11 protein-coding genes are annotated in these 12468 nt (G+C 72.0%); 5 read left to right on the forward strand and 6 right to left on the reverse strand.

What is annotated here, in order from left to right:
* Positions 1-82 precede the first annotated feature (82 nt).
* Complete coding sequence (locus ACIBHY_RS37535; RefSeq protein WP_397309188.1) at positions 83-991, forward strand: formylglycine-generating enzyme family protein; 909 nt, start codon at positions 83-85, stop codon at positions 989-991.
* A gap of 4 nt (positions 992-995) precedes the next feature.
* Positions 996-2135: a UDP-N-acetylglucosamine--N-acetylmuramyl-(pentapeptide) pyrophosphoryl-undecaprenol N-acetylglucosamine transferase gene (locus tag ACIBHY_RS37540; protein ID WP_397255534.1), complete on the forward strand. Its 1140-nt coding sequence runs from the start codon at positions 996-998 to the stop codon at positions 2133-2135.
* Between the two features lie 4 nt (positions 2136-2139).
* Here ACIBHY_RS37540 and ACIBHY_RS37545 read toward each other — a convergent pair whose 3' ends face one another.
* The 4 genes from ACIBHY_RS37545 to ACIBHY_RS37560 form a co-directional block, all read right to left on the reverse strand.
* On the reverse strand, positions 2140-3177 hold the full coding sequence (locus tag ACIBHY_RS37545) for a hypothetical protein (RefSeq protein WP_397309189.1): 1038 nt from the start codon (positions 3175-3177) through the stop codon (positions 2140-2142).
* 4 nt (positions 3178-3181) lie between these two features.
* Complete coding sequence (locus ACIBHY_RS37550; RefSeq protein ID WP_397255530.1) at positions 3182-4090, reverse strand: hypothetical protein; 909 nt, start codon at positions 4088-4090, stop codon at positions 3182-3184.
* A 33-nt stretch (positions 4091-4123) separates the two neighbouring features.
* Positions 4124-5005, reverse strand: coding sequence for a hypothetical protein (locus tag ACIBHY_RS37555; RefSeq protein WP_397255528.1), 882 nt, complete (start codon positions 5003-5005; stop codon positions 4124-4126).
* Positions 5006-5077: 72 nt separating this feature from the next.
* Positions 5078-6475, reverse strand: a complete 1398-nt coding sequence (locus ACIBHY_RS37560; RefSeq protein WP_397309190.1) for a hypothetical protein — start codon at positions 6473-6475, stop codon at positions 5078-5080.
* 113 nt (positions 6476-6588) lie between these two features.
* On the opposite strand from ACIBHY_RS37560, the gene ACIBHY_RS37565 reads away from it, so the two are divergent.
* The 3 genes from ACIBHY_RS37565 to ACIBHY_RS37575 all read left to right on the forward strand — a co-directional run bounded on the left by ACIBHY_RS37565 (position 6589) and on the right by ACIBHY_RS37575 (position 9255).
* Entirely contained in the window at positions 6589-7245 is a 657-nt protein-coding gene (locus tag ACIBHY_RS37565; protein ID WP_184963320.1) for a response regulator transcription factor, read from the forward strand.
* A complete protein-coding gene (locus ACIBHY_RS37570; protein WP_397255523.1) occupies positions 7242-8414 on the forward strand; it encodes a sensor histidine kinase in 1173 nt (390 codons plus the stop codon). The genes ACIBHY_RS37565 and ACIBHY_RS37570 overlap by 4 nt, the downstream gene beginning before the upstream one ends.
* A 61-nt stretch (positions 8415-8475) precedes the next feature.
* Entirely contained in the window at positions 8476-9255 is a 780-nt protein-coding gene (locus ACIBHY_RS37575; RefSeq protein ID WP_397309191.1) for an SDR family NAD(P)-dependent oxidoreductase, read from the forward strand.
* A 13-nt stretch (positions 9256-9268) separates the two neighbouring features.
* Here ACIBHY_RS37575 and ACIBHY_RS37580 read toward each other — a convergent pair whose 3' ends face one another.
* Together ACIBHY_RS37580 and ACIBHY_RS37585 are read right to left on the reverse strand one after the other, a co-directional pair.
* On the reverse strand, positions 9269-10156 hold the full coding sequence (locus tag ACIBHY_RS37580; protein WP_397309192.1) for a DMT family transporter: 888 nt from the start codon (positions 10154-10156) through the stop codon (positions 9269-9271).
* Between the two features lie 161 nt (positions 10157-10317).
* A complete protein-coding gene (locus tag ACIBHY_RS37585; RefSeq protein ID WP_397309193.1) occupies positions 10318-12171 on the reverse strand; it encodes a propionyl-CoA synthetase in 1854 nt (617 codons plus the stop codon).
* Between the last annotated feature and the right edge of the window lie 297 nt (positions 12172-12468).

Here is a 12468-nt window from a genome sequence, read left to right on the forward strand (position 1 = left end):
GGACGGCCCGCCTGCGGGGATCGGATCATATGCGGGCATACGCGGGGGCTACTCTGCCTAGGAAACCGGGACGGGTGAAGGGGTGCAGGTGGAGTCGTGCTGCGGGCCCGGCAGGGATGCCGGGGCGGTGCCGTACCAGGTGGAGGTGACGCCCAGGCGGCAGGCGCCGCGCGGGATGGCGCGGGTGCCCGGCGGGCCGTTCCTGATGGGCGGCGACGACGCCGACGGGCGGCCGGGCGACGGCGAGGGGCCCGTGCGGGAGGTGCGGGTGGACGCGTTCCTCATCGATCCGGCGTGCGTGACCAACGCGCAGTTCGCGACGTTCGCGAAGGAGACCGGGTACGTCACCGAGGCGGAGGCCATCGGGTGGTCGTTCGTGTTCCGTCCCTTCGCCACCGGCGGGATCATGGACGCCTCGGTGTCGCAGGCTCCCTGGTGGGCCGGGGTCGAGGGGGCCGCCTGGCGGACGCCGGAGGGCCCCGGGTCGACGGTGGGCGACCGGCAGAACCATCCGGTCGTGCACGTGTCGTGGAACGACGCCCACGCCTACGCCACCTGGGCCGGCAAGCGGCTGCCGACCGAGGCCGAATGGGAGAAGGCCGCACGCGGCGGGCTGGAACGGGCGAAGTACCCGTGGGGGGACGAGCTCGCCCCCAAGGGACGCCGCCGGTGCAACATCTGGGAAGGTCCCTTCCCCAGCGCGCCCAGCAAAGGCACCGTGCCGGTGAAGTCCTTCCAGCCGAACGGTTACGGGCTCTACAACGTCTCGGGCAACGTCTGGGAGTGGACGGCCGACTGGTGGGACACCTCATGGCGGGATTTCGCGGAAAATCCCACAGGTCCGGAGGCCGGCGACGCTAAGGTCATTCGCGGGGGTTCGTACATGTGCCACGACTCCTACTGCAACCGCTACCGGGTCGCCGCGCGCACCATGAACACGCCGGACTCCTCGACTGGGCACACCGGTTTCCGCTGTGCGGCAATACTCTGATCGCATGGCACGAACCCTGCGACTCCTGATCACCGGCGGCGGCACCGGCGGTCACACGTACCCGGCCCTCACCACCCTGGCCGCGGTGCAACGGCGGCAGTTGCCGCACGACGTGCTCTGGGTGGGCACCGCGAACGGCCTGGAGGCCAGGATCACCGCCGAGCACGGCATCCCCTTCAAGGCGATCACGACGGGCAAGCTGCGCCGCCGTCCCAACCTGCGCGAGCTGGGCACCAACGTCGCCGACGTCTTCCGCATCCCCGTGGGCGTCGCGCAGGCGGTCGGGCACGCCGCCAAGTACCTGCCCGACGTGGTGCTGTCGACGGGCGGTTACGTCGCGGTGCCGATCGGGGTGGCGGCCAAGCTGATCCGCCGCCCGCTGGTCATGCACGAGCAGACGACCGTGGTGGGCCTGGCCAACCGCATCCTGTCCCGGCTCGCCACCCGCATCGCGCTGTCGCACGAGTCGTCGCTGGAGTACCTGCCCGAGTCGGCCCGCGCCAAGGCGGTCGTGACCGGCAACCCGATCCGCCCCGAGCTGCTGCGCGGCGACCGCGCCGCCGCCTACGACCACTTCGGGCTCACCTTCGAGGTGCCGCTCATCTACGTGACCGGCGGCGCCCAGGGCAGCAAGCAGATCAACACGCTGATCTCCGAGAGCCTGCCGGTGCTGCTGCGGCACGCGCAGATCGTGCATCAGTGCGGCCCGGCGTGGATCGAGCACATGCGGTCCGTGCCGCTGCCTCCCGGACTGGCCGACCGCTACCACCCCGTGCCCTACGTGGGCGCGGAGCTGCCCGACCTGTTCGCCGCCGCCGACGTGGTGGTGGCGCGCAGCGGCGCGGGGACGGTCTCGGAGCTGACCGCCGTGGGCAAGCCGTCGGTGCTGGTCCCGCTCATCCCGACCGGCGGCGACGAGCAGCGCAAGAACGCCTCCTACCTGGCCTCGTCCGGGGCGGCGCGGGCGCTGCTGGAGCCGCGGCCGACGGCCGAGATGCTGCTGGCGGAGCTGATGCCGATGCTGGCCGACCCGGCGCTGCGGGCGGCGATGGCGGAGGCGGCGCGCAAGCTCGGCCGCGTGGACGCCGCCGACGCGCTGGCCGACGTGCTGCTGCAGGCGGCCGCGAGCTCCGGCAGAGGCTGAGCCCTCAGGCGCCGGGCCAGGTGTCGCCCGGCCTGGTGTCACCCGGCCTGGTGTCACCCGGGCTCGTGTCCCTCTCGCGAGGATCGCCCGGCCTGATGCCCAGGTGCGGGGTGTCGCCGGAGCCGAGGCCGTTGGAGTCCTGCCGGTCGTGCGGGTCGAGGTGGCGGAAGGCCTCGTGGGCGGAGCGGACGCTCCGCCTCAGCGCCTGCTCCAGCAGGTCCGCGTCGTCCGCCAGCCGATCGAGCTCCGGTACGGCGAAGCCGTCCGCCCCCGACTCGGCCACCAGTTCCTCGTACTGGGGCAGCCGCCCCCGCAGTTCCTCGATCTGGTGGTGGGCGTGGAAGGCCCGCTCGGCCTCGGCCACGTGGGTGGCGTAGCGTTCCAGCGCCTCCACCCGGGCCACGACGGCCGCCTCGCTGCTGTCGAGCGCCCTGGCCAGCGGCGCGGCGACCGCCTCCACCTCGGGCGCGAGACCGGTGGAGACCGTCCTGTGGTGCTGGGCGCGTAAGCCGGAGAGCTTGGCCAGCAGCCGGGCGATCTCCCATTCCTCGGCCGGCAGCATGACGCCGTTGCGCACGTCGTCGAGCAGGCCCTCGGCGTTGACGCGGGAGCAGAGCACGGCCTGGATCGCCCGGCCGGCCCTGCCCAGCAGCCGCTGGGAGGACTCGTCGAGGTCGCCGAGAAGGATGAAGCGGCCCTCGTACCAGCGGGCCTGCTCGTAGACCTCCCGCAGGGTGGTCTCGCGCTCGTCTTCCGCGGGGTCGATGTCGCGCCGGAGGATCCCGGTCATGAAGATGATCACGGTGACGACGCCGAGCAGGAACCCGAAGCCGTCGAAGCCGGAGTTGATGACGGTGATGACCAGCACGATGGCGAGCGCCGCCGCCAGGCCGAGCTGCATCTTCTGCTTGTGGGCCGGGCTCGCGTCGGTCCGTCGCGGTGGCGCCCATCCGCGGCGGATCCTGGCCAGCAGCGGCCCGTGGCGCCGTAACAGATGAGCGTCATGGTCCGGCACGTCGGGATCTACGATGACATCGGCCATCGGCCTATCTTTCCAGATGACGGAACGCCTCGTGCGCCGAGCTGACACTGTCGCGCAGGGCCTGCTCCAGCCGGCCGGCGTCGTCGGCGAGCTCGGTCAGCTCGGGCACCGCCTGCCCGTCGGCGCCCGACTCGGCCAGCAGTTCCTCGTAGCGGGGCAGCTTGGCGGTCAGGCGTTCGATCTGGCTGCGGGCGCGGTAGGCGCGCTCGGCGTCGCGCACGTGCCCGGCGTAGCGTTCCAGCGCCTCGACGCGCTCGGTCACCGCCCGCTCGCTGCTCACCAGCACCTTGGCCAGCGGCTCGGAGACCGCGAGCACCTCCGGGGTGACGCCCTCGGACATGACCTCACGGTGCTCGGAACGCAGCCCCGACAGTTTGGCCAGCAACCGGGCGATCTCCCACTCCTGCGCGGGCAGCATGATCGCGTTACGCGCGCCGTCCAGCAGTCCCTCGGCGTTGACCCGTGACTCGGTGACGGCGTCGATCGCGCAGTGCGCGCGCAGCATGAGCGCCCTGGCGGCCTCGTCGAGGTCCTCGCGCAGCACGAACCTGCCCTGGTACTGCCGGGCGCACTCGTAGACGTCGAGCTCGGAGTCGAGCTGTTTCTCCACCTCGGCGTCCGGGTTGGGCTTGAGCAGGGAGGCCAGGATGAGGAAGGAGACGCCGGTCATGATGAACGCGAACGTGGTGTAGTGGGCGGCGCGGAAGAAGGCCAGCGCGGCCACGGTCGCCGAGGACGCCATCGCGATCAGAATGATCTTGTAGGTGATGCGCGCCGCCACGCTGCGCCGTTTGTGCGGCGGCGCCCAGCCGCCGCGCATGCGGACGAGAAGCTTGCGGTGCTGCCGTAACAGCTCCGCCGCCTGGTCGGGAACGGTTGGATCGACAACCACTTTCGCCTGACGCCCGGACACGCAAATGATCCTATGTAACGTTCTGTCCTAATGTCAGCCTTCGAGATGGCGAAACGCCTCGTGTGCGGACGTCACGCTCCGCCGTAAGGCCTGTTCGAGGTGGCCGGCGTCCTCGGCGAGCCGTTCTATCTCGGGTACGGCCAGCGCGTCGGCCCCCGACTCGGCCAGCAGTTCCTCGTAGCGGGGCAGCCTGGCCCTGAGTTCCTCGATCTGGCCGCGGGCATGGTAGGCGGCCTCGGCCTCGGCCACGTGGCCGGCGTACCCCTCCAGGGCCTCGACGCGCGCCAGGACGGCGGCCTCGCTGGAGTCGAGGGCACGTTCCAGCGGAGCGACCACCTCGGCCACCTCCGGCGCGACCCCCCGGCCGAGCAGCGCCCGGTGCTCGGTGCGCAGCGACGAGAGCTTGGCCAGCAGGCGGGCGATCTCCCATTCCTGGGCGGGCAGCATGACGGCGTTGCGGATGTCGTCGAGCAGGCCCTCGGCGTTGACGTGGGAGCGCAGGACGGTGCCGATGGCCTCCTGCGCGCGGGCCAGGATCGGCAGCGCCTCGGCGTCGAAGTCCTCGGGCAGCAGGTAGCGGCCCTCGTTCCAGCGGGCCTGCTCGAAGACGATCCGCTCGTGGACCCTGCCGTCCGGCGGGGTCTCGTTGATGGCGGCCATCCTGACCAGGACCAGCACCACGAACGCGCCCAGCACCACGAACCCCGCCGGGGCCACGCGCGACTCCAGCAGCACCGCCACCAGCGCGATCATGGGCGGCGTGGCCAGCAGCAGGAGCAGGCTCGACGGGTTTCTGCGGGGGCGCTCCGTCGCCACGGGCTCGGGCCGCCAGCCTAAGCGGATCCTGGCCAGCAGGTGAGCGTTCGCACGGAGGAGTCCGGCCGTCTCGGCGGAGACCGCTGGGTCGATGACCACACTCACAGGCTGTACCGGCAACTGGCGCCCCCAAATGCTGGTTTTGCCCGGATACTACGGCGATTTCCCGCCCTATGGCAGAGATCGACGGAGGCCGTTCAGCGCCAGCGCCGCCGCGACGCAGGCCAGCGGGATGGCGGGCAGCACGTAGCGGTGGTCGAAGTCGAGCGCGGCGACCGGTGCCACCAGCAGGAAGACGGCCGCCGCCCACGGCAGCAGCGCGTCACCCGCGGAGCGGGCCGCGGCCTCGGCCCGCGCGCCGTCCACGACCGCGTGGCGGGCCGGGCGGCGCGGGCGGGCCAGGCCGGACAGGCCCGCCAGCAGGAGCACGGCGAAGAAGGGGCCGCCGTGCAGGAGCCAGGGCCAGCGGTAGCGGGCCAGGAGGCCGGCGAAGGGCTCGACGGAGCGCTGGGCGCGGATCGCGGGGTCGTAGGCGGCGCGGGCCTGGGCGACGAGGGGGTGGCCGGGCAGGCTCCAGACGCCGGTGGGGAAGGCGCCGTCGGGCACCGAGACGCGTTTCGGGTGCGCGGTGGGCGTCCAGGCGAAGGCCAGTGAGGTGTCCTCGGCGACCTCGCGGAGGTAGTCGAGGGGCTGGGCGGTGATCGCGGCCAGGGCGAAGCGGCGCGCGCGGTCGTTGTGGGCGAAGCGGTCGCCGAGGAGGTTCAGGGAGGCGCCGGGGTCCCAGACGTACTCGGAGGCGGCGTCCAGGCGGACGCTGTTCGGGCAGAGCGGGGCCAGGTCCTGCGGCGGGCGGATCCTGGCGCAGTCGGCGAAGGTCATCGTCCTGGCCCACAGGGCCACGCCGTCGGAGCCGCTGAGGGCGAAGCGGCCGTGGTGCTGGGCGTACCAGCCGGCGTACAGCACCAGGGGCACCAGGGCGGTCGCGGCCATGGCGGCGGTGGTGCGCCATGGCGTCCGCCGTACCAGGAGGAAGAGCAGCGCCAGCCCGATGAGGGGGACGGCGGCCGTGCGGGTCAGCCCGGCCAGGGCGAGCATGAGGCCGGCCGCGGCGGCCGCGCCGGGCGCCACGCGCTCGCGCCACAGCAGGACGGTGATCGCGCCGATCGTCAGGAAGATCACCTGGAGGTCGGAGAGCACGGCGTGCTCCAGGCGCAGGAACCCGGTGTCGAACAGGACGGGCACGGCGGCCGTCGTCGCGGCCCAGCCGGGCAGGCCGCGGCGGCGCAGGAGCAGGTAGATCATCGTGGCGATGCCGAGGCCCATGGTGTGCTGGACGGCGGCGACCAGTTCGACGCTGTGGAAGGGGCGCAGCAGCCACAGGAACCACGAGTATCCGGCCGGGTGGAAGGCGCCCTGCGGGCGCATGCGCAGGGCGGTGTCGAGGTAGGTGAAGGAGTCGTACCAGTACAGCTGGGCGGTGTCGTAGGCCAGCATGACGAGCACGCGCAGCGCAGCGGCCAGAGCGAGGACGGCCGGGAACAGCCGGTGTGTCGAGGTCGGGGTGGTCACGGGCGGGTAGCCCACCGCCCCGGAGGTAGCCTCGGCGTCACGTGATCTGGTTACGCGGAGGTTATGTGACAATCACCAGACTTACGGGAGTTTAAGATCGTTTGGGGGGAAGAGTGCGAGTGCTGATCGCCGAGGACGAGCGCATGCTCGCCGACTCGATCGCGGAGGGGCTGCGCGCCGAGGCGCTGGCCGTGGACGTCGCCTACGACGGGGAGTCGGCGCTGGAGCGGCTGTCGGTGAACGCCTACGACGTGCTCGTCCTCGACCGCGACCTGCCGCTCGTGCACGGGGACGAGGTGTGCAAGCGGGTCGTCGCCGACGGGGCGCTGGTGCGCGTCCTCATGCTGACGGCCGCGAGCGACATCCGGGCGCGGGTGGCGGGGTTGTCGCTGGGGGCCGACGACTACCTGCCGAAGCCGTTCGCGTTCGAGGAACTGGTGGCGAGGGTGCACGCCCTGGGCCGCCGGGCCCGTCCCGCCGACCCGCCCATGCTGGATCGCGCGGGCGTGCGGCTCGACTGGGCGCACCGCCAGGTCTTCCGCGACGGACGGTACGTGCCGCTGGCGCGCAAGGAGTTCGGCGTGCTCGCGGAGCTGCTCCGGGCCAAGGGCGCCGTCGTGTCGGCCGAGGACCTGCTGGAGAAGGTGTGGGACGAGCACATCGACCCGTTCACCAACACCGTGCGGACCACGATGATGAAGCTGCGCAAGAAGCTCGGCGAGCCGCAGGTCATCGAGACCGTGCCGGGAGCGGGGTACCGCATCCCATGAGCGTGCGCCTGCGCTTCTCCCTCGCCTGCGCGGCGGTGTTCCTCGTGCTGGGCGCCGTCGTGCTGGCCGCCGTCTACTTCGTCGTGCAGCACAGCCTCTCCTACCGCACCGGACTCATGACGCCGACCGGCATCGACGTCAACGTGCCGGCGGAGTACGGCCCTGGCTACTACGAGCGCTTTTCCGCCCATTACGAGATCGCCCGCGCGCGGGCCATGCAGGTCCAGGCCGTCTACCGGCGCGACACGCTCGCCAACGTCCGCCTGATCGGCCTGGCCGCCGTGGCGGCGGGGACCGGCCTGGCGTTCCTGGTCGGCTGGCGCGCCGCCTCCTGGGCGATGCGCCCGGTGAAGACGATGACCGAGAACGCCCGCCGCGTCGCCCAGAGCCACGACTTCACCGAGCGCATCGGCTACGAGGGCCCGCGCGACGAGGTCGCCGAACTGGCCGGGACCTTCGACACCATGCTCGTCCGCCTGGCCCGCTCCTTCGACGGCCAGCGCCGCTTCGTCGCCAACGCCTCCCACGAGCTGCGCACCCCGCTGACCATCAACAGGACCCTCGTCGACGTGGCCGTGCGCCGTCCCGACGCCACCGAGGACGTCAAGCGGCTGGGCGAGTCGCTGCTGCTGGTCAACACCCGGCACGAGCGGCTCATCGACGGACTGCTCGCCCTGGCCGAGGGCGAGCGGGCGCTGCTGGACCGGCGGCCGTTCGACCTGATGGACGTGGCCGAGCACGTGCTCGACCAGGTGGCCGTCGAGGCCGGCAAGGCCGAGGTGAGCATCCACCGGCTGCTGGACACGGCGCCGACCAGCGGCGAGGCGGTGCTGGTCGAGCGGCTCGTGCAGAACCTCGTCGAGAACGCGGTGCGCCACAACCACCCGCAGGGCGAGGTGTGGGTGACGACGCGGGGCCGGGCCGAGCAGGTGGAGCTGGTGGTGGCCAACACCGGGCTGCCGGTGCCGCCGTACGAGCTGGAGGCCATCTTCGAGCCGTTCCGGCGGCTGCACGGGGACCGGCTGCGTTCCGATCGGGGCAGCGGGCTGGGGTTGTCGATCGTGCGCGTGATCGCGGAGGCCCACGGGGGGACCGTCATCGCGCGGCCCCGGGAAGAGGGCGGGCTGACGATCACCGTCGAGCTGCCGCTGGACAACGCCTCCGGGTGACACCCGCTTTTCGGATGGCCGATACCCTGACTGGATATCGGGCGATCTTTCGGGAGGTGCGGTGGAACTGCGGGGCAAGGTCGTCCTGGTGACGGGCGCATCGTCGGGCATCGGGGCGGAAACGGCCAGGGAGTTCGCCCGCGCCGGGGCCACGCTGGTCCTGACCTCCAGGAACGAGGTCAAGCTCCACGCGCTGGCCACGGAGCTGGGCAAGTCACACGTCTTCCCCGCGGACCTGGGCGATCCGGCGGCCGTCACCGCCATGGCCGAGCACGTGAAGGCCACGGCCGGCGTGCCCGACGTCATCGTGAACAACGCGGGCGCCGGGCTGTGGCTGTTCGCCGACGAGACCTCTCCCGAGCAGTTCAGGGAGCTGGCCGCGGTGCCGTTCCTCGCCGCCGGCTACGTGAGCGCCGCCTTCGCCCGTGACATGGTACGGCGGGGCAGCGGCCGCATCGTCGTCGTCAACTCCCCCGCCTCCCGCATCGCCTGGCCCGGCGCGTTCGGCTACACCGCGGCCCGGTGGGGACTGCGCGGCCTGGTCGCCGCCCTCCGCGCCGACCTGCACGGCACCGGGGTGGGGGTGACCGAAATCATCCCCGGCAAGGTCTCCAGCGACTACTTCGCCAACAACCCCGGCTCGGAGGAGCGCATCCCGCACATCGCCGGCATCATCCCGACCGTCACCCCCGAGCAGGTGGCGCGCGCTCTGGTCAACGCGGTGCGACGGGGGCGGGGACGTACGTCGCTGCCGGTGATGATGCGCCTCATGCTGGGGGCCGCCTGGGCCTCGCCCAGCCTGACCCGCCTGCTGGCGACCAGGACCGGGGCACGCCGTTAGCTCCCGGGGTGGGTCAGCGGCCGGCTCTGGAGCGGGTGACGGCGACGCCGGCCAGGCACAGGAGGCCGCCGGCGAACGTCAGCCAGCCCGGCACCTCACCCAGCACCACCCACGCCATGGCCACGACCAGCGCAGGGACCGCGTACGTGGTGGCGCCCATCTTGCCCGCCGTCGTCCTGGCGAGGGCGTAGGCCCAGGTGGTGAAGGCGACGGCGGTCGGGAAGACGCCCAGGTAGACCAGGTTGAGCGTGGCCGGCAGCGGGGCCCGCGCCGCCTCGGTGACCAGTTGCCCGGCGAAGGGCAGGCAGGCGATCGTGCCCACGACGCACCCGTAGGTCGTCACCTGGAGCGCTGAGGCGTACTTCAGGGCCGGTTTCTGCGCCATGATCGCCACCGCCCACGACACCGCGGCCAGCACACACAGCCCGACCCCCAGCACCGACGACGCCCCGCCCTCCGACATCGACACCCCGACCACGACCGCGCCGGCGAACGACACCGCCAGTCCCGCCAGCAGCCGCCCCGGGAAGCCCTCCTTGAGCACCCACCCGCCGAGCAGCGCCATCAGCACCGGCCCGATCCCCAGCACCATGGAAGCGGTGCCGGCGTCGACCTGCTGCTCACCCCAGTTCAGGGCCACCATGTACACCCCGAACCACAACACCCCCGACACCACGATCCCGGGCCAGGCCTGACGCGAGGGCAGCCCTTCGCGGCGAACGAGCAGGATCACGCCGAGCGCGATCGATCCGGCCAGCAGCCGTCCGAGGGCGAGCGCGCCGGGCGAGTAATCCTGTACGGCGGCGCGAATCGCCACGAACGCCGACGCCCACAACACCACGGTCACCCCGACCGCCACCAGCGCCCGCCGGTCGGTCCTCACCTCAACGCTGTGCTCCATACCCCTGACCCTAGGGCCACGACATTTAACCCTTCATCAAACCATCCCCACCCACCCCGGCTACCCCGGCACCTCGGCAACCCCACGCACCCACGCCTGACGCCCGGGACATGCGGGTCCAGGGACGCCGAAGGCAGCGAGCCCCCACGCGCCCGCATGGGTTACAGGGCGTCGGTGATCTCCTGGAGGGCGGCGGGGTCCTCGATGGTGGAGGGGGTGCGGTAGGGGCGGCCGGCGGCGATGTCGCGCATGGTCGCCCGGAGGATCTTGCCCGACCGGGTCTTCGGGAGGCGGGTGACCACCAGGGCGCGGCGGAAGGCGGCGACGGGGCCGATGCGGTCGCGGATCATGGTGACGAGTTCGCGTTCGAGATCGGCGGGGTCACGGTCGGCGCCGGCCTTCAGGACGACGAACCCCATGGGCAGCTGGCCCTTCAACGGGTCGTCCACGCCGATCACGGCGCATTCGGCCACGTCGGGGTGGGCCGCGATGACCTCCTCCATGGCGCCGGTGGACAGGCGGTGCCCGGCCACGTTGATGACGTCGTCGATGCGGCCCATGACGTAGAGGTAGCCGTCGGCGTCGATGTAGCCGCCGTCGCCGGTCAGGTAGTGGCCGGGGTAGCGGGTCAGGTACGACTCGGTGAAGCGCCGGTCGTCCTTGTACAGGGTCGGCAGGCAGCCGGGCGGCAACGGCAGGCGGATCGCGACGGCGCCTTCGATGCCGGGCGGGCAGTCGGCGCCCGCGGAGTCCAGGATGCGCACGTCGTATCCGGGGACCGGCTTGGTGGGTGAGCCGGGCTTGAGGGGGAGCTGTTCGATGCCGACGCAGTTGGCGGCGATGGGCCAGCCCGTCTCGGTCTGCCACCAGTGGTCGATGACGGGGATGCCGAGCAGACCGGTGGCCCAGTGGTAGGTGTCGGGGTCGAGGCGTTCCCCGGCCAGGAAGAGATGCCGCAGGCCGGACAGATCGGTTGTAGCGGCCCACTCCCCCGCCGGGTCCTCCTTCTTGATGGCCCGGATCGCCGTCGGCGCCGTGAACAGCACGCGCACCCCATGCTCGGCCACCACCCGCCAGAACGCCCCGGGGTCCGGGGTCCCGACCGGTTTGCCCTCGTAGAGGATGGTCGTGCAGCCGGCCAGCAGCGGCGCGTACACGATGTAGGAGTGCCCGACCACCCACCCCACGTCGGAGGCCGCCCAGAAGACCTCGCCCGGCGCGACGCCGTAGACGGCGCTCATGCTCCAGTGCAGCGCGACCGCGTGCCCGCCGTTGTCGCGCACGACGCCCTTGGGGACGCCGGTGGTGCCCGAGGTGTAGAGAACGTAGAGCGGATCGGTGGCCCGCACGCTCACACAACCGGTGGGCTCGGCCGTGCTGAGCGCCTCGGCCCAGTCGAGGTCGCGCCCCGCTTCCAGCTCCGCGCGGCACTGCGGCCGCTGCAGAATCACGCAGTGATCGGGCCGGTACTCGGCCTGCCGGAGCGCGGCGTCGAGCAGCGGCTTGTACTCCACCAGGCGGGACGGCTCGATCCCGCACGAGGCCGACATCACCACCTTGGGCCGCGCATGGTCGATCCGCACCGCCAGCTCAGGCGCCGCGAACCCGCCGAACACCACCGAATGCACCGCCCCCAGCCGGGCGCAGGCCAGCATGGCGACGACGGCCTCGGGCACCATGGGCATGTAGATCACCACGGTGTCCCCGCGCCCGACACCGAGCCCGGCCAGCATCCCCGCCGTCCGAGCCACCTCATCCAGCAGCTCACGATAGGTGTAGGTCCGTTTGAGCCCGGTGACCGGGCTGTCATGGATGAGCGCCGCCTGCTCTCCGCGTCCGGCGGCGACGTGCCGGTCGAGCGCGTTGTGGCAGGTGTTCAGCCACCCATCGCCAAACCACCGCCCATCACCCCAGACCCGCGCAGGCTCCACATCCCACTCAATCCCCCGCGCCGCCTCGGCCCAGAACCGCTCGGGCCGCTCAATGCTCCGCCGATACACCTCATCAAAACCCACCCCCCGATCCCACCAGCCCCGCCACCACCCGATCAACCCTCCCAGCCGCCGTTTTACCGCTCACTCCCCACAAGCCCTCGATCTTTTACGGCTCCGCCACCCCACCCACCCCCCGCCCTCCACGGCTTCCACGCCCCTCGGGCGCGAAGTCCCGCGAATATGGGGAGGACATGGCCGTGTTCATCCAGGTAGCGTGTGGCGCCTGGGCGGCTCAGGGTGTGCTTCCTTCTCTTCACTTCACATGAACAGCGTGCCCGCTCTCCGCCCCGGGAGGCCGTGCTCGGCACGGCCTCCCGC

It is taken from the genome of Nonomuraea sp. NPDC050547, assembly GCF_044457345.1.
Classification (GTDB): Bacteria; Actinomycetota; Actinomycetes; order Streptosporangiales; family Streptosporangiaceae; genus Nonomuraea.

Excerpts from the sequence above, each read along its gene's own strand:
- ACIBHY_RS37570 (WP_397255523.1), top strand. The coding sequence starts at position 7,242 with ATGAGCGTGCGCCTGCGCTTCTCCCTCGCCTGCGCGGCGGTGTTCCTC.
- ACIBHY_RS37540 (WP_397255534.1), top strand. The coding sequence starts at position 996 with ATGGCACGAACCCTGCGACTCCTGATCACCGGCGGCGGCACCGGCGGT.
- ACIBHY_RS37580 (WP_397309192.1), bottom strand. The coding sequence starts at position 10,156 with ATGGAGCACAGCGTTGAGGTGAGGACCGACCGGCGGGCGCTGGTGGCG.
- ACIBHY_RS37545 (WP_397309189.1), bottom strand. The coding sequence starts at position 3,177 with ATGGCCGATGTCATCGTAGATCCCGACGTGCCGGACCATGACGCTCAT.